The 20,239-nt window shown below is 59.4% G+C and carries 17 protein-coding genes and 1 pseudogene; 3 read left to right on the forward strand and 15 right to left on the reverse strand.

Annotated features, from left to right (window positions below; translation table 11 throughout):
- Positions 1-106 precede the first annotated feature (106 nt).
- The 3 genes and pseudogenes from AC0IYH_RS28350 to AC0IYH_RS28360 all read right to left on the reverse strand — a co-directional run bounded on the left by AC0IYH_RS28350 (position 107) and on the right by AC0IYH_RS28360 (position 2,852).
- The gene (locus AC0IYH_RS28350) at positions 107-970 is read right to left on the reverse strand and encodes a methyl-accepting chemotaxis protein (protein WP_471837344.1); all 864 of its coding nucleotides are present in this window, start codon (positions 968-970) and stop codon (positions 107-109) included.
- Positions 962-1,732, reverse strand: a pseudogene (locus AC0IYH_RS28355) (MCP four helix bundle domain-containing protein); the annotation flags it as partial. The gene AC0IYH_RS28350 and the pseudogene AC0IYH_RS28355, both read right to left, overlap by 9 nt.
- 97 nt (positions 1,733-1,829) lie before the next feature.
- Entirely contained in the window at positions 1,830-2,852 is a 1,023-nt protein-coding gene (locus AC0IYH_RS28360; RefSeq protein WP_471837320.1) for an amidohydrolase family protein, read from the reverse strand.
- Between the two features lie 139 nt (positions 2,853-2,991).
- Here AC0IYH_RS28360 and AC0IYH_RS28365 point away from each other — a divergent pair, with 139 nt between their 5' ends.
- Both AC0IYH_RS28365 and AC0IYH_RS28370 read left to right on the forward strand, forming a co-directional pair.
- Positions 2,992-3,408, forward strand: a complete 417-nt coding sequence (locus tag AC0IYH_RS28365) for an OsmC family protein (RefSeq protein ID WP_471837323.1) — start codon at positions 2,992-2,994, stop codon at positions 3,406-3,408.
- 64 nt (positions 3,409-3,472) lie between these two features.
- Positions 3,473-4,339 carry a pirin family protein gene (locus AC0IYH_RS28370; protein ID WP_471837325.1) on the forward strand — a complete coding sequence of 289 codons (867 nt, stop codon included), beginning with the start codon at positions 3,473-3,475 and terminating at the stop codon, positions 4,337-4,339.
- Positions 4,340-4,451: 112 nt separating this feature from the next.
- On the opposite strand, the gene AC0IYH_RS28375 is transcribed toward AC0IYH_RS28370, so the two are convergent.
- From AC0IYH_RS28375 to AC0IYH_RS28390, 4 genes are all read right to left on the reverse strand, one after another.
- The gene (locus tag AC0IYH_RS28375) at positions 4,452-5,180 is read right to left on the reverse strand and encodes a dienelactone hydrolase family protein (RefSeq protein WP_471837327.1); all 729 of its coding nucleotides are present in this window, start codon (positions 5,178-5,180) and stop codon (positions 4,452-4,454) included.
- A gap of 66 nt (positions 5,181-5,246) precedes the next feature.
- Complete coding sequence (gene htpG / locus AC0IYH_RS28380) at positions 5,247-7,151, reverse strand: molecular chaperone HtpG (protein ID WP_122773121.1); 1,905 nt, start codon at positions 7,149-7,151, stop codon at positions 5,247-5,249.
- Positions 7,152-7,240: 89 nt separating this feature from the next.
- Positions 7,241-7,693: a PaaI family thioesterase gene (locus tag AC0IYH_RS28385; RefSeq protein ID WP_122773103.1), complete on the reverse strand. Its 453-nt coding sequence runs from the start codon at positions 7,691-7,693 to the stop codon at positions 7,241-7,243.
- Entirely contained in the window at positions 7,690-8,166 is a 477-nt protein-coding gene (locus AC0IYH_RS28390) for a PaaI family thioesterase (protein ID WP_471837329.1), read from the reverse strand. The genes AC0IYH_RS28385 and AC0IYH_RS28390 overlap by 4 nt, the downstream gene beginning before the upstream one ends.
- A gap of 158 nt (positions 8,167-8,324) precedes the next feature.
- Between AC0IYH_RS28390 and AC0IYH_RS28395 the strand changes: the two genes are divergently transcribed.
- Positions 8,325-8,576 (forward strand): hypothetical protein, encoded by a 252-nt coding sequence (locus AC0IYH_RS28395; RefSeq protein ID WP_012723095.1) that lies wholly within the window; start codon positions 8,325-8,327, stop codon positions 8,574-8,576.
- Positions 8,577-8,669: 93 nt separating this feature from the next.
- Here AC0IYH_RS28395 and AC0IYH_RS28400 read toward each other — a convergent pair whose 3' ends face one another.
- From AC0IYH_RS28400 to AC0IYH_RS28435, 8 genes are all read right to left on the reverse strand, one after another.
- Complete coding sequence (locus AC0IYH_RS28400; protein WP_116629680.1) at positions 8,670-9,407, reverse strand: DUF599 family protein; 738 nt, start codon at positions 9,405-9,407, stop codon at positions 8,670-8,672.
- 234 nt (positions 9,408-9,641) lie between these two features.
- A complete protein-coding gene (brnQ, locus tag AC0IYH_RS28405; protein WP_471837332.1) occupies positions 9,642-10,955 on the reverse strand; it encodes a branched-chain amino acid transport system II carrier protein in 1,314 nt (437 codons plus the stop codon).
- Between the two features lie 420 nt (positions 10,956-11,375).
- On the reverse strand, positions 11,376-12,257 hold the full coding sequence (sucD, locus tag AC0IYH_RS28410) for a succinate--CoA ligase subunit alpha (RefSeq protein WP_010166265.1): 882 nt from the start codon (positions 12,255-12,257) through the stop codon (positions 11,376-11,378).
- Complete coding sequence (gene sucC / locus AC0IYH_RS28415; protein ID WP_003210567.1) at positions 12,257-13,423, reverse strand: ADP-forming succinate--CoA ligase subunit beta; 1,167 nt, start codon at positions 13,421-13,423, stop codon at positions 12,257-12,259. Before sucC ends, sucD begins: the two co-directional genes overlap by 1 nt.
- Positions 13,424-13,627: 204 nt before the next feature.
- Positions 13,628-15,064, reverse strand: a complete 1,437-nt coding sequence (lpdA, locus tag AC0IYH_RS28420) for a dihydrolipoyl dehydrogenase (RefSeq protein WP_116629678.1) — start codon at positions 15,062-15,064, stop codon at positions 13,628-13,630.
- A 98-nt stretch (positions 15,065-15,162) separates the two neighbouring features.
- Positions 15,163-16,389, reverse strand: coding sequence for a 2-oxoglutarate dehydrogenase complex dihydrolipoyllysine-residue succinyltransferase (gene odhB, locus AC0IYH_RS28425; RefSeq protein ID WP_471837335.1), 1,227 nt, complete (start codon positions 16,387-16,389; stop codon positions 15,163-15,165).
- Between the two features lie 44 nt (positions 16,390-16,433).
- A complete protein-coding gene (locus AC0IYH_RS28430; RefSeq protein ID WP_116629676.1) occupies positions 16,434-19,265 on the reverse strand; it encodes a 2-oxoglutarate dehydrogenase E1 component in 2,832 nt (943 codons plus the stop codon).
- 261 nt (positions 19,266-19,526) lie between these two features.
- A complete protein-coding gene (locus AC0IYH_RS28435; RefSeq protein ID WP_003172807.1) occupies positions 19,527-20,231 on the reverse strand; it encodes a succinate dehydrogenase iron-sulfur subunit in 705 nt (234 codons plus the stop codon).
- Positions 20,232-20,239: the final 8 nt, after the last annotated feature.

Raw genomic sequence — 20,239 nt, forward strand, 5'->3', positions numbered from 1 at the left:
CGAAGCGTTTTTGGTTACTTTTGGCGCTCTTCCAAAAGTGACCCGCTGTAAGAGCGGAACCATACTCAGCCGTTACCCAAATAACGGATATGTACTCCCCCCCTCCCTACACCGAAAACCGCCCCACCATCGAATTCAAATCCACCGCCAGCCGCGACAACTCCTGACTCGCCGCACTCGTCTGATTCGCCCCAGTAGCCGTCTGATGCGCCAAATCACGAATATTCATCAAATTGCGATCCACCTCCCGCGCCACCGCCGCCTGCTGCTCCGAGGCACTGGCAATCACCAGGTTGCGCTCGTTGATCAAGGTAAACGCCGACGCAATCTCCTCCAGCGCCATCCCCGCCGACCTGGCGATATCCAGGGTCGAACGCGCCCGGGTGTTGCTCTGCTGCATCGAACTGACCGCCTGATCAGTGCCCTGCTGAATCCCACTGATCATCTGCTCAATCTCCTGAGTCGACTGCTGCGTGCGATGGGCCAACGCGCGCACCTCATCGGCCACCACCGCAAAACCGCGCCCGGCATCCCCGGCACGCGCCGCTTCAATGGCGGCATTCAGCGCCAGCAGGTTGGTCTGTTCGGCAATCGAACGAATCACATCCAGCACCTTGCTGATGCCGTAGACCTTCTGCGCCAGGTCACCAACCTGCGTGGCATTGGCCGTCACATCGCCAGCCAGGGCCTCGATGGACTCCACCGTCTGGTGCACCTGCTCACGCCCACGCTGGGCAATGCGGTCAGACTCGCGGGACGCCTGGGAAGTAGCCACTGCATTGCTCGCCACCTCTTCCACCGCCGCCGTCATCTGGTTGACCGCCGTGGCGGCCTGTTCGATTTCCTGGTTCTGCTGGTGCAAGCCGCGCGTGGCGTCCTCGGTCACGCAACTGAGTTCCTCGGAGGCCGACGCCAACTGGTTCGATGACTCGGAAATACGCCGGATGGTATCGCGCAGGTTCTCCTGCATGCCCTTGAGCGCCTGCTGCAAGCGCGCCGGCTCATCGTTGCCAGTGACGCTGATCTCGCCGGTCAGATCACCACTGGCCACGCCCTGGGCCACTTTCAACGATTGCGCCAGCGGCAGCACGATGCTGCGGGTCAGCCATACTGCCAGGGCGATGGTGATCAACGCCGTGAGCACAATCATGCCCGCCACCCAACTGCGCGACTGGCTGAATACGTTTTGCGCCAGGCTCGCCGCCTGGTTGGCATTGGCTTTGTTGAGGTTGACCAGCTCGCGCAACGTGACAGCCATTTCATCGGCCAGTTGATTCATCTCGCCGTTGACCACGCGGGTGGCATCGTCGAGCTGGTTGGCCTTGGAAAAGCCCATGACCTGCTCTTGGCGTTGCAGGTATTGCTGCTCCTGAGCCTTGAAGCGATCAAACAGCGTGCGCTCCTCGGGCAGCACGATCAGCGCTTCGTACAGCGTCTGCGCGTGGTGCAGGCCACTTTTCAGGTCGTTGAGTTTCTGTTCGTTCTGCGCCAGCGCCTGGGGCTCGCGGTTGAGCAGCAGGCGCAAGGTCAACGCGCGCACCCGCAGCAGGTCCTGGCTCATCTCCCCCACCGCCATCACGCTGGGCAGCCAGTTGTTCTCTACCTGGTCCGACTGCTGGCGCATATTGGACATCTGCAACAGGGCAAAGCCGCCCAGCGCAAACACCAGCAACGCCAGCACACCAAAGCCCAGGCCAGCGCGCGGGGCGATATTCAAACTACGAATACTCATTACACAGGTTCCTTCCAAAAGCGCTGCATCCACCTGCAGCCGGTCTCCTGAAAGTTATCGGCGCACTAGCCGATTTGCGTAAGACCAAAACGCGATATTAACGCGCGCCCAAATCGCGAGGCGCCTTGGGCAGGATCGCCAGGAAGTTGTCCCGCGCGACCTTGTGGGCCACATCCTCGGGCAGTGCGTCGAGGAACGGTTCAAAGCGATGCATCTCCTTACCCAATTTGTTGAAACGCCCTACGACGTCCGAGCCGAGCATAAAGCGCTCCGGGAAGCGCTCCACCAGCTTTACCCACTCCGGACGGGGCCTGCCCGCCTCATCCAGCAAGTAAGGCGTGAGCATGCTCCAGGACAGGTCGATGTACAGATTCGGGTAGGCCTCCAGCATGCGGTTCAAGGTGGGCAGCAAAAAATCCATCTGCACCTGATGGCGGTGGATCTCCTTGCTGGTACCGGCATGCGCCCAGATAAAGCGCGTGTGCGGATGGTTGCGCAGCGGCTCTTCCACCTCGGCCAGGTACAGCGGGTTGCGCTCGCGCTTGGAGGTAATATTGGAATGCAGCATCACCGGCAGGTCATTTTCGGCAGCCAGGTGATAGATGCGCGTCATGGCCTCGTTGTTGGCGCGCGGCGTGTCACCGGCGGTCAGGGCCGTGAGGTCGTCATGGCGGGTGAACACTTCGCCGATGCCTTGCCACAGCCCGGGATTGAGGTCGAGCATGCGCTGGATATGGGCGGCGGAGTTCTTGTCGTTGGGGTTGAAGCCGGACAGAAACGGATGAAAGTGCTGGCGCTGCTCGGGCGTGAGTTTATTCACCGCAGCGGCGACGATCACGTCAGTGGCGCTGTACCAATAGGCATCGGCATCGTCACCGGCGTAGTAGCGCGGGCGCTTGGGTTCGTCTTCGTGCCATTTCTTGGCGACCGGAATGCCGGAAATCATCACATGCTCGATGCGATTCTCCGCCATGGCCTTGAGCAATTTATCCATGCCCGCGGTTTCCTGGAAAAAATCCACGTAATGCAGGTGCGCGTCGCTGTAGGCATAGTCGCGAGCCTGTGCAGCAAGGCTGCTGGCGGCGAGCAACAGGGCAACACTCAGGTGGGTCCAGGGCACGATGCATCCTCACAGTGGGCGGGTACCGGTAGACCTTGCGCGACGCAAACGGGTTCACCGGTAAAAAACACGGAACACCCATGTGCCAGCATGCTCTATAACTGCATGACCTTCATCCTGCCATCCTGTGAGGTTCGCCATGCCTGTTACCGTGAATACACTGAACGCTGAAAACTTCCGCCACAGCGTCAATATCAATAATCACGAGCTGTTTACCGACCTGCCCAAGAGCCTGGGCGGCGACGACTCGGCGCCCTCCCCCCACGATTACTTCGATGCTGCGCTGGCGTCGTGCAAAGCACTGACGGTCAAACTGTACGCGCAGAAAAAAGACATCCCGCTCACCGGCGTCACGGTGGAAGTGACCCACGACGCCACCGAGGAGCAAAAGGGCAACTACAAACTCAGCGTCAAGCTGACCCTCAAGGGTGTGCTCACCGACGCACAGCGCGATGAGCTGCACCGCGTGGCCGATAAATGCCCGGTGCATAAACTGATGACCACCGCCGACATCAGCATCGAGACCACACTCTCCGAAGGCGCTTTCAGCCAATAGCGGCAACCTCCCGTCGAGCGGGTTATGCTCAGCAGCATCCAACCCGCTCAGACTGGGATGCACCATGACCATCCTCACCGTGATCCGCCCCCGCCCGGAAGATGTCGAAGGCCAGCCGATCCTGCGCCCGCTGCCCTCGCGCGAATGCCGCAGCGTCGGGCCCTTCGTGTTTTTCGACCATATGTTGCACACCCGCTATGCGCCGGGCAGCGGCATGAATATCCGCCAGCACCCGCATATCGGCCTGTCCACCCTCACCTACCTGTTCGAAGGCGTGTTGCAGCACAAGGACAGCCTCGGCTCGGACCAGGTGGTGCAGGCCGGCGATGTGAGCTGGATGACGGCCGGCAGCGCGATTGCCCACGTCGAGCGCACCCCCGACGCGGTGAAGGCCAGCGGTTTCAGCCTGCATGGCCTGCAAGTGTGGCTGGCGTCGCCCAAGGACCACGAAACCGGGCCCGGCCACTACAGCCATCACCCGGCGGCAAGCCTGCCGGTGAGCGACAACCTGGGCGTGCAGATTCGACTGATCGCCGGCAGCGGGTTCTGCCTCAAGTCGCCGGTGCCGGTGCTGTCGCCCACGCTGTATGCCGAGGTGCAGATGCAGGCGGCCACGACCCTGCTGATCCCGGATGAGCATGAGGAGCGCGCGGTGTATGTGCTGGAGGGTGAGGCGCAATTGGACGGCGAGGCACTGGAGGTGCACAGCCTGGTGGTGTTGCCGGCGGGTGAGGAAATGACGCTGTTTGCCGAGACGGATTGCCACCTGGTGGTGTTTGGCGGTGCGGCGCTGGATGGGCCGCGCAGGATCAATTGGAATTTTGTGGCGAGTGATCCGGCGTTGATTGAACAGGCCAGGCAGCGGTGGGCGGCTGGGGATTGGCCTACAGTGCCGGGGGAATCAGAGAGAATTGAGTTGCCGGTGAGATAGCTATCGGGGGCAAGTCGAATCGTCGCACCGCCCCTCCCACATTTGACTGTGTACACCAATCAAGTGTGGGAGGGGGCTTGCCCCCGATAGGGCCCTGCCAGGCGCTGAATAATCAGCCCTTGAACACTTCATCCAACAAATTATGCATCGACTGGAACGCCCGCTTGGCGGTCTTCGCGTCGTACATCATCTTGCCCGGCACATTGGCATGCGGGTCGGTGAAGGAATGCACCGCGCCGCCGTAGCTCAGCAATTGCCAATCCACCCCGGCGGCGTTCATTTCCGCTTCAAAGGCCGGCAGTTGCTCGCTCGGCACCAGCGGGTCGGAGGCGCCATGCAGTACCAGCACTGAACCCTTGATGTTTTTGGCGTCGGCCGGGTTCGGCGTGTCGAGGGTGCCGTGGAACGATACGGCGGCCTTCAACGGCGCGCCGGTACGGGCCAGCTCCAGGGAACAGCAACCGCCGAAGCAAAAGCCGAAGGTCGCCAGCTTCGAGGTATCCACCGCAGCTTCGGTCTGGCCTTGCAGCTGCTCAAAGGCCGCGTGCATGCGCTTGTTCAGCAACGCGCGGTCATTCTTCAACGGCATCATCGCCGCGCCGGCTTCATCGCCATTCGACGGGCGCACGCTCTGCCCGTACAGGTCGGCGATCAGTACCACGTAGCCTTTGCTGGCCACGCTCTTGGCGATTTCTTCAGCGCCGGCACTCACACCCATCCAGTTCGGCGCCATCAGCAGGCCCGGCAGCGGGCCCTGGTGGCTGGCATCGAACGCCAGACGGCTCTCATAAGATTGGCCATCAATCTGATAGACCACGGAACGCACAGTGACTTGGCTCATCATTTACTCCAGTTGAGGTGCACTAGAACGAAAAAACCCGCCGAAGCGGGTTTTTCTACAACGGTGTCAGACCGACAGTTCAACCAACAGCTTGTTGAGGCGGCGCACATAGGCGGCCGGATCTTTCAGGCTGTCGCCGGCGGCCAGGGCCGCCTGGTCGAAGAGGATGTGCGACAGGTCGCCAAAGCGCTCTTCGCTCTGCTCGCCGTCGAGTTTCTCGATCAGCGGGTGAGCCGGGTTGAATTCAAAGATCGGCTTGGAATCCGGAACCTTCTGGCCGCTGGCTTCGAGGATCTGACGCATCTGCATGCCGAGGTCCTGCTCACCGATGGCCAGGATCGCCGGGGAATCGGTCAGGCGGTGGGAAACCCGCACTTCGCTGACGGCATCGCCCAAGGCGGTCTTGATCCGCTCAACCAAGCCTTCTTTGGCCTTGGCGACTTCTTCGGCTTCCTTCTTCTCTTCTTCGGAGTCCAGGTTACCCAGGTCCAGGTCACCACGGGCCACGTCGACGAAGGTCTTGCCGTCGAACTCGCTGAGGTAGCTCATCAGCCACTCATCGATACGGTCGGTCAGCAGCAGCACTTCGATGCCTTTCTTGCGGAAGACTTCCAGGTGCGGGCTGTTCTTGACCTGGGCGTAGGTTTCGCCGGTCAGGTAGTAGATCTTGTCCTGACCTTCCTTGGCGCGTGCCAGGTACTCGGCCAGGGACACGTTCTGCTCGCCGTCGTCACCGTTGGTGGACGCAAAACGCAGCAGGCCGGCGATTTTTTCCTTGTTGGCGAAATCTTCTGCCGGGCCTTCTTTCATGACCTGACCGAAGTTTTTCCAGAAGCCCTTGTATTGCTCAGGCTCGTTCTTCGCCAGTTTTTCCAGCATGTCGAGTACGCGCTTGGTCAGCGCCGACTTCATGGAGTCGATGATCGGGTCTTTCTGCAGGATTTCCCGCGACACGTTCAGCGACAAATCATTGGAGTCGACCACACCCTTGATGAAGCGCAGGTACAGCGGCAGGAAGGATTCTGCCTGGTCCATCACGAACACGCGCTGCACGTAGAGCTTGAGGCCTTTCGGCGCTTCACGCTGGTACAGGTCGAACGGAGCACGGGCCGGTACGTAGAGCAGCGAGCTGTATTCCAGCTTGCCTTCGACCTTGTTGTGGCTCCAGCTCAGCGGGTTTTCGTAGTCGTGGGCGATGTGCTTGTAGAACTCCTGGTATTCCTCGTCCTTCACCTCGGTGCGAGGACGGGTCCACAGAGCACTGGCGCGGTTGACCACTTCCCATTCCTGGGCAGGCTTCTCTTCGCCTTCGGCGGCTGCCTGTTCTTTCGGCAGTTCGATCGGCAGCGCGATGTGGTCGGAGTACTTCTTGATGATGTTGCGCAGGCGCCAGCCATCGGCGAATTCGTCTTCGCCGTCTTTGAGGTGCAGCACGATGCGGGTGCCACGGTCGGCCTTGTCGATGGTGGCGATTTCAAATTCGCCCTCACCTTTGGACGACCAGTGCACGCCTTCGCCAGCCGCGAGGCCGGCACGACGGCTGAACACTTCAACCTGGTCGGCAACGATGAAGGCCGAGTAGAAGCCCACGCCGAACTGGCCGATCAGGTGCGAATCTTTCTTCTGGTCGCCCGACAGATTTTTCATGAAATCTGCGGTGCCGGATTTGGCGATGGTACCCAGGTGGGTGATCGCGTCTTCGCGGCTCATGCCGATGCCGTTGTCTTCGAGGGTGACGGTCTTGGCGTCCTTGTCGAAGCTCACACGGATTTTCAGTTCGGCGCCACCTTCCAGCAACTCAGGCTTGGACAGGGCTTCGAAACGTAATTTGTCGACAGCGTCAGAGGCGTTCGAGATCAATTCGCGAAGGAAGATTTCCTTGTTGGAATACAGCGAATGGATCATGAGGTGCAGCAGTTGCTTCACCTCGGTCTGGAAGCCCAGGGTTTCCTTTTGAGTTTCCACACTCATGGTCATCAAACTCCAATTGGATGGCAGTGGCCGCGCCCTTGAGGGTTGGCGGCGGGTTGTCATCAAAGTTGGGGGCTAAGACCAGGATTTCAAGGGCGAGCTGTTTCCTCGATCTTGAAATGCGCGCGGGCGGTGGCGATGGGTTCGGCCGGGGTGCTCTGCCACGCAGTGATCGCCACATTCGCCACCCGTCGCCCCTGACGCCACACCTGGCAGGTGGCGAAGGTGTCGCGAAACTGCCCGGCGCGCAGGTAATCAAGGGAGAAGTCGATGATTTTCGGCACGCCCGGCCCGCCGGTAAAGACCATCAGGTGCAGCGCCGCCGCCAGCTCCATAAAGCCGGCAATCACCCCGCCGTGGAGCGCAGGCAATATGGGGTTACCAATATTGTCCTTGCTGGCCGGCAGGCGGAACAGCAGCTCATCCCCAAGGCGGGTGCATTCGATGCCGATCAGTTTGGCATAGGGGATCAGGCCCAGCAGGGCTTCGTAGTTGCCGTGTGCGTGGGCCTGCTCCAGCCGGGTCTTGAATCGATGCGTCATGCCTGCGCTCCCTTGATCGCGTTGCCCAGCCCTTGCGCGCCCTTGAGGCGCTTGCCCATGCGCATGAAGGTACCCACCACATGGGCGATGGGCTGTTGCGGGTCATCCTGGTAAGCGAAGCCACGGGTGAAGATCACATCGGTGGTCACGCGATAGCACTGAGCAAAACCGTACACCGGTTTGTGCGGCGCAGCGGGATGCATGTAGTCGATGCGCAGGTCGAGGGTCGGGCACACCTCGAATTCCGGCAGCACACACAGGGTGGCCATGCCGCAGGCGGTGTCCATCAGGGAGGTCAAGGCGCCGCCGTGGATTACGCCGGTGGTCGGGTCGCCCACCAGATGCGTGGCGTAAGGCAAGATCAGCGTGATGCCCTCCCCGCTGGCGTCATGCACGCCAATGCCTAATACCTGGCAATGCCGCAAGGCTGAAACAAAACGTGTCGCACGCTCTAACAATAGGGTTTCGGTCATTACGTCCAGACTCTTGTTAGTGGTGATCTGCAAGGTTGCCGGGGCCGTGGAAAGTTCCGCGAGGGCCGTGTTTTATATATCTATGGAATAAAAGGAACTAATGCTGAACGGCCATGCTCGAAAGGCCAGTAGATATCTTCAATAAGGAGAAACACCCCATGCGCAAGACTTTAGCTATTTCCATGATGTTGGCCGCTGCCCTCGGTCTCGCTGCCTGCGATAAAAAATCCGAAGACAAAGCCCAAGACGCCGCTGCACATTCCGAGCAAGCTCAGAAAGATATGGCGAAGGCTCAGGATAAAGTGAACGACGCTGCGAAAGAAAACGCCGATGCTGCCAAAGCTCAGGCTGAATCGAACGCCGCCGCCGCAAAAGAAGCAGCACCTGCTACCCCAGCTACCGGTTCTTGATACCGCGGCTTGAAATAGCTTGGCTGCAAAAAGAAAGCCCGCTTACATAGCGGGCTTTTCTTTGCCTGCTGTTTATATTCGACGCAATACGAACTAAGCAGGCTCTTTGATTGCCTCTGGCAGCGGTGTATCCGTCTGCGTATACACCATCACTTGCAGCACGTCGGAATGAAACTCGCGGCGATACAGCACGACCACCACCCCGGCACTCATCAACATAAATAACCATGGGCTGACGAACCACGCCAGCATGGTCATGCCGAAATAATAAGCGCGCAGGCCAAAGTTGAACTGGTTGGCGGCCATGGAAATAACCCGAGCCGCCCTCAGGGCGAACGCCTTGCGCTCCTGCTCCGACACATGCCGCTCACCAATCATAGGCGCCGACCCGACCAGCACCGCCGCAAAGTTGTACTGGCGCATGCACCAGCTGAAGGTGAAGAAGGCGTAGACGAATACCAGCGCCAGGCACAGCAGCTTGATTTCCGACATGCCCTGGGACGCCTGCTGCACCATGGGAATGTCCGCCAACAGCGACACCGCGCGCTCGGACGCACCGAGCACGGTGAGAATACCGGCGAGGATGATCAAGGTGCTGGAGGCAAAAAACGAGGCGTTGCGCTCCAGGTTACCGATCACGCTGGCATCGGCGATGCGGTTGTCGCGCAGCAGCATGCGGCGCATCCAGTCTTCGCGATACAGGTGCAACACGCTGGCCAGACACGCTGTGTCGCGGGCTTTCCAGGTGGCGTAGCGGGTGTAGCCGCCCCAGCAGAGGACAAACCAGAGCGCGGCAAGCAGGTGGACTTGGTTGGTTTCGACGAACGACATGCGGGTCCTTTTTACACGGTGTTGGCTGACGGAATGTTTTGCAAATGTGGGAGGGGGCTTGCCCCCGATGGCAGTGTGTCAGTCGCCCGATGCAGTTACTGACCCACCCTCATCGGGGGCAAGCCCCCTCCCACACTGACCGAGTTCCAACTTTAGAAGGTGTAGCCCCATAAGCATAAAAAATGCCCCGTATCGTTTGATACGGGGCATTTCAGTACTGCGCGAATCCGGTCGTTATGCGATCGCTTCTCTGCGTTTGCCGAGCAGAAGATCAACCCCAAACGCCACCACCAAGGTCAGTACCGACGGCACCAGCCACGCCAGGCCCTGCTCGCTCAGCGGCAGGTGCGCCAGCTGCGACGGCATCCAATCGGCCAGGCCGGCGCCCTTGAGCGCATCAATGCAACCAAAGATGAACGACACCAGCATCACCGGTCCGACGATACGGCCCTGCTCCTGCCAGAAGTCTTTGCAGAAGCTCAAGGCCACCAGCACGATGCACGGCGGGTAGATGGCGGTGAGCACCGGGATCGAGAAGGCAATCAGCTTGGTCAGGCCCAGGTTGGACACAAACAGCGAGAACAGCGCCAGGATCACCACCAGGGTCTTGTACGACAGCGGCAGGATTTTGCTGAAGTACTCGGCGCAGGCACAGGTAAGGCCTACGGCGGTGACCAGGCACGCCAGGGAAATCAGCACCGCGAGGAAACCACTGCCCAGGGAGCCGAAGGTATGTTGTACATACGCGTGCAATACCGCTGCGCCGTTGGCGGCACCGGCGGCCACTTCATGGCTGCCCGCACCCAGGCGGAACAGGCTGACATACACCAGCGCCAGGCCCACGCCGGCAATCAGCCCGGCAATGATCGCGTAGCGGGTGATCAGCTTGGGCGACTCGACGCCACGGGAACGGATGGCATTGACGATCACGATGCCAAACACCAGCGCGCCCAGGGTATCCATGGTCAGGTAACCATTGATAAAGCCCTGGGAGAACGGTGCAGCCACGTATTCCGGGGTGGCGACGCCCACATCCCCGGCCGGCAGGGCAAACGCGGCAATACCGAGGATGGCCAGCGCGATGATCTTGAGTGGCGCAAGGAAACGCCCGACCGTGTCCAGCAGGCGCCCCGGGTACAGGGACACAAAGAACACCACCAGGAAATACACCGAGCTGTAGAGGAACAGCGCCAGCGGGCTTTCGCCGGTCAGCGGCGCCAGGCCGACTTCAAATGATACGGTCGCGGTACGCGGGGTGGCGAACAGCGGGCCTACCGCCAGATACGCCGCCGCTGCGAGCAGGCCACCGGCGATCTTGCCGATCGGGCTGCTCAACGCGTCCATGCCGCCGCCGACCTTGGCCAGGGCAATCACAGTGACCACCGGCAAACCGACTGCGGTGATCAGGAAGCCCAGCGCTGCCATCCAGACATGAGGCCCGGACTGCAAACCAACGATAGGCGGGAAGATGATGTTGCCGGCGCCCACGAACAGGGCAAAGGTCATAAAGCCCAACGCCAGGATGTCCTGGCTTTTCAACACTTTCATTTCGGGAAATACCACACTACTGAATCGGAATTTAGAGAGGGATTCCCTGTGGATGAGGGAAATACTGCCGGCCCTTATAGGGGCCGACCGGTCTAGCGCGCGGCTTCCTTTTGGGATGCGGACGCATAAAGAGGCGGCTAGGGTACAGAATTAGGCTGACAAACGCACTGTTGCGGGGCGGACTGTCCGATAAGCGACATCAGAATGTCGCGTTTTCGTACTTAATTTTGGCAATACATTCAAATGTGGGAGGGGGGCTTGCCCCCGATGAGGGAGTGTCAGTTGATAATTCTGTAACTGACCCACTGCCCTCGGGGGCAAGCCCCCTCCTACATTTTGAAAGTATTTCAATCTTCCAAAACGCACAAAGGCCACCCGAAGGTGGCCTTTGCCAGCAGAGTTACAAGCTAAGCGCGAGGCTTACTTGACAGCCCAACCGGTCAGCTCGGACAAAGCCTTGCCGATGTCTGCCAGCGAACGCACGGTTTTAACGCCTGCGTCTTCCAGGGCAGCAAACTTCTCGTCTGCAGTGCCCTTGCCGCCAGAGATGATTGCGCCAGCATGGCCCATGCGCTTGCCAGCAGGGGCAGTCACACCAGCGATGTAGGAAACAACCGGCTTGGTCACGTGTGCCTTGATGTAGGCAGCCGCTTCTTCTTCAGCCGAACCGCCGATCTCACCGATCATGACGATCGCTTCGGTCTTCGGGTCTTCCTGGAACAGTTTCAGGATGTCGATGAAGTTCGAGCCTGGGATCGGGTCACCGCCGATGCCGACGCAAGTCGACTGACCGAAACCGGCGTCAGTAGTCTGCTTGACAGCTTCGTAGGTCAGGGTGCCGGAACGGGAAACGATACCGACTTTACCTGGCAAGTGAATGTGACCTGGCATGATGCCGATCTTGCATTCGCCTGGGGTGATCACGCCTGGGCAGTTAGGGCCGATCAGGGTAACACCCAGCTCGTCGCACTTAACTTTAGCGTCCAGCATGTCCAGGGTAGGAATGCCTTCGGTGATGCAGACGATCAGCTTGATGCCGCCGAAGGCTGCTTCCAGGATCGAGTCCTTGCAGAAAGGAGCTGGAACGTAGATCACGCTGGCGGTGGCGCCAGTGGCAGCTACAGCGTCTTTCACGGTGTTGAACACTGGCAGACCCAGGTGCTCGGTGCCGCCTTTACCAGGAGTTACGCCGCCAACCATCTTGGTGCCGTATTCGATGGCTTGCTGGGTGTGGAAACTACCTTGCGAACCGGTAATACCCTGGCAGATAACTTTGGTGTCTTTATTGATCAGGACGCTCATTATTTGCCCTCCGCAGCTTTGACAACTTGTTGAGCAGCGTCGGTCAGGCTGGTAGCCGCGATGATGTTCAAACCGCTTTCTGCCAGTACTTTAGCGCCCAGTTCAGCGTTGTTGCCTTCAAGGCGAACAACAACCGGGATTTTAACGCCAACTTCTTTCACTGCACCGATGATGCCTTCGGCAATCATGTCGCAACGAACGATGCCGCCGAAGATGTTGACCAGTACTGCAGCGACGTTGGAGTCGGACAGGATGATCTTGAAGGCTTCGGTAACGCGTTCTTTGGTAGCACCACCGCCCACGTCGAGGAAGTTGGCTGGTTTGCCGCCATGCAGGTTGACGATGTCCATGGTACCCATGGCCAGGCCAGCACCGTTGACCATGCAACCGATGTTACCTTCCAGGGCTACGTAGTTCAGTTCGAACTTGGCAGCGTGCGCTTCGCGCGGATCGTCTTGCGACGGATCGTGGAAAGTCTTCAGCTTAGGCTGACGGTACATGGCGTTGGCGTCGATGTTGATCTTGGCGTCGAGGCAATGCAGATCGCCGTCAGCCTTGATCACCAGCGGGTTCACTTCCAGCAGGGCCAGATCGTGATCCTGGAACAGTTTGGCCAGACCAACGAAGATCTTGGCGAACTGGGCAACTTGCTTGCCTTCCAGGCCCAGCTGGAAAGCCAGCTCGCGACCCTGGAATGGCTGAGCGCCAACCAGTGGATCGATAGTGGCTTTCAGAATTTTTTCTGGGGTTTCTTCGGCGATCTTCTCAATGTCCACGCCACCTTCGGTGGAGGCCATGAACACGATGCGACGGCTCGAACGGTCAACGACAGCGCCCAGGTACAGCTCTTTAGCGATATCAGTGCACGATTCAACCAGGATCTTGGTGACTGGCTGGCCATTGGCATCAGTCTGGTAAGTCACCAGACGCTTGCCCAGCCACTGCTGTGCGAAGGCCTTGGCGTCTTCTTTGCTGCGAACCAGCTTAACGCCGCCCGCTTTACCGCGACCACCCGCGTGGACCTGGGCTTTGACAACCCACTCGGTGCCACCGATTTTGTCGCAGGCTTCTGCTGCTGCTTCCGGGGTGTCTACTGCGTAGCCCTTGGAAACTGGCAGGCCGTATTCAGCGAACAGCTGCTTACCCTGATACTCGTGAAGATTCATGCTTTTTACCGTCTTCGTTAGGTACTGCGCATTCGGCGCTGCGCTCATTATGAGTGCCGCGCCACCTGTGACTGCTGCTTGCGCAACTTGCGGGGCTTATGACCCGTAAAGCTGCGCAAGGCTGCGTCCAGCGGATATTCCGCGGTGAGCTTTGCGCGCAAGGCTCACGACGGGCAACTCCGCCGTGGTTTCTTATTATCTCGCTTAGCGCTTCTTGCGGTTGGCGATGTGGATGGCGCCGCCATTCACAGCCAACGCTGCTTCGTGCAACGCTTCGGACAGGGTCGGATGGGAGAAGACCATCATGCCCAGGTCCTCGGCACTGGTGCCGAATTCCATACCGATTGCGCCTTGCTGAACCAGTTCTGCAGCGCTCGGGCCAATCACGTGGACGCCCAATACGCGGTCAGTCTTGGCATCAGCGATGACTTTGACAAAACCACCGGTGTCGTTGGCTGCCATGGCACGGCCAGAAGCGGCAAACGGGAAGGTGCCGACGTTAACTTCAACGCCTTCAGCTTTCAACTGCTGTTCGTTCTTGCCGACCCATGCAATTTCCGGGTGGGTATAGATAACCGATGGGATCAGGTCGTAGTTCATCTGGGTTTTGTGACCCTTGATGCGCTCGACAACCATGATGCCTTCTTCGGAAGCCTTGTGCGCCAGCATCATGCCGCGAACCACGTCGCCGATGGCGTACACGCCTGGCACGGTGGTAGCGCAGTGATCGTCAACGTGGATGAAACCACGCTCGTCGATGTTCACGCCGCTGTCGGAAGCCAGCAGGTCGGTGGTCACTGGACGGCGACCCACGGCGACGATCAGCTTGTCGAAAGTGATGGTCTGCTCGCCTTCTTTATCGGTGTAGGTCACCACGACTTCTTCGCCGTTGACCTTGGAACCGGTAACGCGTGCGCCCAGCTTGATGTCCAGACCTTGTTTGGTCAGGGTTTTCAGCGCTTCTTTGGACACTGCGGTGTCGGCAGCCAGCAGGAACGTGTCCAGGGCTTCCAGCACGGTTACTTCAGAACCCAGACGCGACCATACCGAACCCAGTTCCAGGCCGATCACGCCAGCGCCGATCACGCCCAGACGCTTGGGTACCGATTGGAACTCCAGGGCGCCGGTCGAATCAACGATCACGTTCTGGTCCACTGGAGCAGGCGGGATGTCGATTGGACGCGAGCCTGGGGCCAGGATCACGTTTTCGGCTTCGATGACTTCAACCGAGCCGTCCGGCTTGGTGATTTCAACTTTCTTGCCAGCCAGCAGCTTGCCGTGGCCTTGCAGGGAAGTCACGCCGTTGGCCTTGAACAAGGTGGCAACGCCGGAGGTCAGGCCTTTAACGATGTTGGCTTTACGGCCGACCATTGCTGGCACGTCCATGGTCACGCCAGCATGGTTAATGCCGTGGATCGCGAAGCCGTCTTGGGCTTCGTGGAATTTCCAGGAGCTGTCCAGCAGCGCCTTGGAAGGAATGCAACCAACGTTCAGGCAAGTACCGCCCAATGCCAGTTTGCCTTCCTTGTCGGTGTATTTTTCGATGCAAGCAGTCGAGAGGCCCAGTTGTGCGGCCTTGATGGCGGCAACGTAGCCGCCAGGACCTGCACCAATCACTACAACGTCAAATTTCTGCGACATGAAAATAGTTCCTCTATTTAGCAGCAAGCTTTCAAGCCGCAAGCCCTGGGCCAGACCGCCTTATGGGCGGCCTGTCACAGAGCCAGCAGCTGCTTCTATCAGATATCCAGCAGCAGACGAGCCGGGTCTTCCAGCAGGTTCTTGATGGTCACCAGGAAAGTCACGGCTTCTTTACCATCGATCAGGCGGTGATCGTACGACAGCGCCAGGTACATCATCGGGCGGATCACGACTTGGCCGTTGATGGCCATCGGACGCTGGATGATGTTGTGCATGCCCAGGATCGCAGCTTGCGGCGGGTTGACGATCGGTGTCGACATCATCGAACCGAAGGTACCACCGTTAGTGATGGTGAAGGTACCGCCGGTCATCTCGTCGATGGTCAGCTTGCCGTCACGGGCTTTCTTGCCGAAGCCGGCGATGCCGCCTTCGATTTCAGCCAGGCTCATCAGTTCGGCGTTACGCAGGACCGGAACCACCAGGCCACGGTCGCTGGACACGGCAACGCCGACGTCTGCGTAGCCATGGTAAACGATGTCGCCGCCGTCGATGGAAGCGTTGACTGCCGGGAAGCGTTTCAGCGCTTCGGTGGCCGCTTTCACGAAGAAGGACATGAAGCCCAGGCGCACGCCGTTGTGGGACTTCTCGAACAGGTCCTTGTATTTCGAACGCAGGGCCATGACTTCGGTCATGTCGACTTCGTTGAACGTGGTCAGCATCGCCATGTTCGACTGTGCTTCAACCAGGCGCTTGGCCACGGTGGCACGTACGCGGGTCATCGGTACGCGCTTCTCGGTGCGGTCGCCAGCAGCGAACACAGGCGCAGCGGCAGCCGGGGCAGCAGCCTTGGCAGGTGCGGCAGCCGGAGCGTTTTTCTTGGCTTCAACAGCCGCAACCACGTCTTCCTTGGTCACACGGCCGTCTTTGCCGGTGCCTTTGATGGAAGCCAGGTTAATGCCGTTTTCTTCCGCCAGCTGACGCGCAGCCGGTGCAGCGATCGGGTCTTCAGCGCCAGCAGCCGGAGCGGCGGCAAGAGCCGAAGCAGCAGCCGGAGCAGCCGCGGCGGCAGGAGCAGCGGCAGCAGCGCTGCCCGCTTCGATCGAGCCCAGTACCTGGTTCGACAGGACGGTAGCGCCCTCTTCGGCAACGATTGCGCCCAGTACGCCGTCAGCTTCGGCCAACACTTCCAGAACGACTTTGTCGGTCTCGATGTCGACGATCAGGTCGTCACGCTTTACGGCGTCGCCTGGTTTCTTGTGCCAGGTGGCAACGGTGCCATCGGCAACCGATTCCGGGAATGACGGGGCTTTGATTTCGATAGCCATTATCTGTGGGTCCTTAAAATTCGGTTTCAGTCAGCGCGAAGGCGTTAAACAGTGAAAGCATCTTGCAGCAGTTTTTCCTGCTGCTCGGCGTGCATCGACGCATAACCACACGCAGGTGCAGCAGAAGCATCACGACCGGCGTACTCAAGACCCAGGGCCTTGTTATGGTTGCCGATGCTGCGACGCAAATGATGCTGGCTGCTGTACCAGGCGCCCTGGTTCATCGGTTCTTCCTGACACCACACCACGTTGGTGAGGTTGGTGTAAGGCGCGATGGCCTCCATCAGGTCGTCTTCCGGGAACGGGTAAAGCTGCTCGATACGCACGATGGCGATGTCTTCGCGGCCTTCGGCACGGCGTTTTTCCAGCAAGTCGTAGTAGACCTTGCCGCTGCACAGGACCAGGCGCGTGACCTTGGCGGCGTCCAGCGTGTCGATTTCCGGAATCACGGTCTGGAACGAACCGTCAGCCAGATCTTCCAGGGTCGAGATGGCCAATTTATGACGCAGCAGCGACTTCGGTGTCAGCACAACCAGCGGCTTGCGCAGCGGGCGGATCACCTGGCGACGCAGCAAGTGGTAGATCTGGGCCGGGGTAGTCGGCACGCACACCTGGATGTTGTGCTCGGCGCACAGCTGCAGGTAACGCTCCAGACGGGCCGAGGAGTGCTCCGGACCCTGACCTTCATAACCGTGTGGCAGCAACATGGTCAGACCGCACAGACGGCCCCACTTGTGCTCGCCGCTGGTGATGAACTGGTCGATAACCACCTGGGCACCGTTGGCGAAGTCGCCGAACTGGGCTTCCCAGATCACCAGCGCGTTAGGCGTGGTGGTGGAGTAGCCATATTCGAACGCCAGTACCGCTTCTTCGGACAGGAACGAATCGTACAGGTCGAAACGTGGCTGGCCTTCGTACAGGTTCTGCAACGGGATGTAGGTGCCCGCGTCTTTCTGGTTGTGCAGCACAGCATGACGGTGCGAGAACGTACCACGGCCGATGTCCTGGCCGGTCATGCGGATCGGGTGACCTTCGAACGCCAGGGTCGCGTACGCCATGGTTTCGGCGTAACCCCAGTTGATCGGCAGGCCGCCGGCTTGCATCTTCTGACGGTCTTCGTAAATCTTCGCAACCTGGCGCTGTACGACGAAGCCTTCCGGAATTTCCAGCAGCTTGGCAGACAGTTCCTGCAGGGTTTTCAGATCGAACGAGGTGTCGTGACGCGCAGTCCAGGCGTGGCCCAGGTATGGGCGCCAGTCCACGAACAACTCTTTGTTCGGCTCTTTAACCAGGCTTTTCACTACGTGCAGACCGTTGTCCAGCGCGTTGCGGTATTCATCGACTTTCGCCTGAACACGTGCCTCGTCCACCACACCGGCCTTGATCAGGCTTTCGGCGTACAGCTCACGAGTGGTGCGCTGCTTGGTGATCTGCTGGTACATCAACGGCTGGGTGCCGCTAGGCTCATCCGCTTCGTTGTGACCGCGACGGCGGTAGCAAACCAGGTCGATCACCACGTCACGCTTGAACTGCATGCGGTAGTCGATGGCGAGCTGGGTCACGAACAGCACGGCTTCCGGATCATCACCATTCACGTGGAGGATCGGCGCCTGGATCATCTTGGCAACGTCGGTCGCGTACTCGGTAGAGCGCGCGTCCAGCGGGTTGCTGATGGTGAAGCCCACCTGGTTGTTGATGACGATGTGAATGGTACCGCCGGTCTTGAAGCCGCGCGTCTGCGACATCTGGAACGTTTCCAGGACCACGCCTTGACCGGCAAATGCCGCGTCGCCGTGGAGGGAAATCGGCAGAACCTTTTCACCGGTGGTGTCGTTACGACGATCCTGGCGAGCACGAACCGAACCCTCGACCACTGGAGAAACGATTTCCAGGTGGGATGGGTTGAAGGCCATGGCCAGGTGAACTTCACCGCCGGTGGTCATCACGTTGGACGAGAAGCCCTGGTGGTATTTAACGTCACCGGAACCCAGCTCGACCTTCTTCTTGCCTTCGAACTCGTCGAACAGCTCGCGCGGGTTCTTGCCAAAGGTGTTGACCAACACGTTCAGGCGACCACGGTGAGCCATGCCGATCACGATTTCCTTGGTGCCGTAGGAACCGGAACGCTGGATCAGCTCGTCGAGCATCGGAATCAGGCTTTCGCCGCCTTCCAGGCCGAAACGCTTGGTGCCCGGGTATTTGGTACCCAGGTATTTTTCAAGACCTTCAGCGGCGGTCACGCGCTCGAGCAGATGGCTGCGTACGTCAGCGGACAAAACCGGACGGCCGCGCACACCTTCCAGACGATGCTGGAACCAGTGGCGTTGCTCGGAATCGGTGATGTGCGTGAACTCGGCGCCAATGGTGCGGCAATATGTCTGCTGCAACGCTTCGTGAATTTCGCGTAGGCTCGCTTCCTCTTTGCCGATGAACAGGTCGCCGGCACGGAAGGTCGTATCAAGATCGGCATTGGTCAAGCCGTAATGATTGATCGACAGGTCAGCAGGTGCAGGACGCTGCCAGAGCCCCAGCGGGTCAAGCTGGGCCGCCTGGTGGCCACGCATCCGGTAGGCCTGGATCAGTCGCAGTACTTCAACTTGCTTCTTCTCGTGCTCGCTGCTCACGCTTCCGGCGGAAACCGGCTGGGCGCGGCGCTGGTTCTTTGCCAGCAGCACAAACTGATCGCGAATTGTTGCGTGCGATACATCGGTGGCAGCGTTGCCGTCTGAAGACAACGTCTGAAATTTGGTGCGCCATTCTTCTGGCACAGCGTTAGGGTCGTGCAGGTAGAGCTCATAAAGCTCTTCCACATAGGCAGCGTTACCACCTGAAAGATAGCCGCTGTTCCACATGCGCTGCATCACGCTTTCTTGCATGCTTGGTCACCCTCGATTTGGGGACACCACCGGCGAAAACACCGAGTTTGCTTGCAAAAGGCCAAGTGCAGCGACCAAAACAAGCCACTTAGGATCACGCTGATAGTTCGGGTACCAACCCGAATGCCCCTGCTTGTCTCATTTCTTCAAAATAAGAGCCGCGGCTTTGTAAGTCGCTGCTCAAGTTAAAACTACGGCGCCGGTTGAAGCCTGCGCCGCAGCATTTACGGGCACAACGGTCCTGCCTTGTTACAACGTCAGTTACACGCCGCTTTGCAGCAGCATGTTACGGATGTGACCAATGGCCTTAGTCGGGTTCAGGCCTTTGGGACATACGTTGACGCAGTTCATGATCCCGCGGCAGCGGAATACGCTGAACGGGTCATCCAGTGAAGCCAGACGCTCGGACGTCTTGGTGTCACGGCTGTCTGCCAGGAAGCGGTAGGCTTGCAGCAGGGCAGCTGGACCCAGGAACTTGTCCGGGTTCCACCAGAAGGACGGGCACGAGGTCGAGCAGCAAGCGCACAGGATGCACTCGTACAGACCGTCGAGCTTTTCACGCTCTTCTGGGGACTGCAGACGCTCGATGGCCGGAGCCGGCGTGTCGTTCTGCAGGAACGGCTTAACTTTCTCGTATTGCTTGTAGAAGATGCTCATATCGACGACCAGGTCACGGATAACCGGCAAACCTGGCAGAGGACGAACGATCAGCTTGTTACCTTTGACCACGGCGGACAGCGGCGTGATGCACGCCAGGCCGTTTTTGCCGTTGATGTTCATGCCGTCGGAGCCACAAACGCCTTCACGGCAAGAGCGACGATAGGAGAAACCTTCGTCCTGCTCTTTGATCAGCGCCAATACATCCAGCACCATCAGGTCTTTACCACCGGTATCGACCTGGAATTCCTGCATGAACGGCGCAGCGTCCTGATCAGGGTTGTAGCGGTAAACACTGACTTTCAACATGGCAGCCA

Source organism: Pseudomonas sp. AC463, from assembly GCF_979253585.1.

What these genes read in the sequence shown, in the direction of transcription:
- AC0IYH_RS28385 (WP_122773103.1), bottom strand. Translation starts at nt 7,693, where the DNA reads ATGACGCATCGATTCAAGACCCGGCTGGAGCAGGCCCACGCACACGGC.
- sucC (WP_003210567.1), bottom strand. Translation starts at nt 13,423, where the DNA reads ATGAATCTTCACGAGTATCAGGGTAAGCAGCTGTTCGCTGAATACGGC.
- AC0IYH_RS28370 (WP_471837325.1), top strand. Translation starts at nt 3,473, where the DNA reads ATGACCATCCTCACCGTGATCCGCCCCCGCCCGGAAGATGTCGAAGGC.
- AC0IYH_RS28350 (WP_471837344.1), bottom strand. Translation starts at nt 970, where the DNA reads ATGCAGGAGAACCTGCGCGATACCATCCGGCGTATTTCCGAGTCATCG.
- odhB (WP_471837335.1), bottom strand. Translation starts at nt 16,389, where the DNA reads ATGGCTATCGAAATCAAAGCCCCGTCATTCCCGGAATCGGTTGCCGAT.
- lpdA (WP_116629678.1), bottom strand. Translation starts at nt 15,064, where the DNA reads ATGTCGCAGAAATTTGACGTTGTAGTGATTGGTGCAGGTCCTGGCGGC.
- AC0IYH_RS28435 (WP_003172807.1), bottom strand. Translation starts at nt 20,231, where the DNA reads ATGTTGAAAGTCAGTGTTTACCGCTACAACCCTGATCAGGACGCTGCG.
- AC0IYH_RS28430 (WP_116629676.1), bottom strand. Translation starts at nt 19,265, where the DNA reads ATGCAAGAAAGCGTGATGCAGCGCATGTGGAACAGCGGCTATCTTTCA.
- sucD (WP_010166265.1), bottom strand. Translation starts at nt 12,257, where the DNA reads ATGAGCGTCCTGATCAATAAAGACACCAAAGTTATCTGCCAGGGTATT.
- AC0IYH_RS28375 (WP_471837327.1), bottom strand. Translation starts at nt 5,180, where the DNA reads ATGAGCCAAGTCACTGTGCGTTCCGTGGTCTATCAGATTGATGGCCAA.
- AC0IYH_RS28365 (WP_471837323.1), top strand. Translation starts at nt 2,992, where the DNA reads ATGCCTGTTACCGTGAATACACTGAACGCTGAAAACTTCCGCCACAGC.
- AC0IYH_RS28400 (WP_116629680.1), bottom strand. Translation starts at nt 9,407, where the DNA reads ATGTCGTTCGTCGAAACCAACCAAGTCCACCTGCTTGCCGCGCTCTGG.
- AC0IYH_RS28395 (WP_012723095.1), top strand. Translation starts at nt 8,325, where the DNA reads ATGCGCAAGACTTTAGCTATTTCCATGATGTTGGCCGCTGCCCTCGGT.
- AC0IYH_RS28390 (WP_471837329.1), bottom strand. Translation starts at nt 8,166, where the DNA reads ATGACCGAAACCCTATTGTTAGAGCGTGCGACACGTTTTGTTTCAGCC.
- htpG (WP_122773121.1), bottom strand. Translation starts at nt 7,151, where the DNA reads ATGAGTGTGGAAACTCAAAAGGAAACCCTGGGCTTCCAGACCGAGGTG.
- brnQ (WP_471837332.1), bottom strand. Translation starts at nt 10,955, where the DNA reads ATGAAAGTGTTGAAAAGCCAGGACATCCTGGCGTTGGGCTTTATGACC.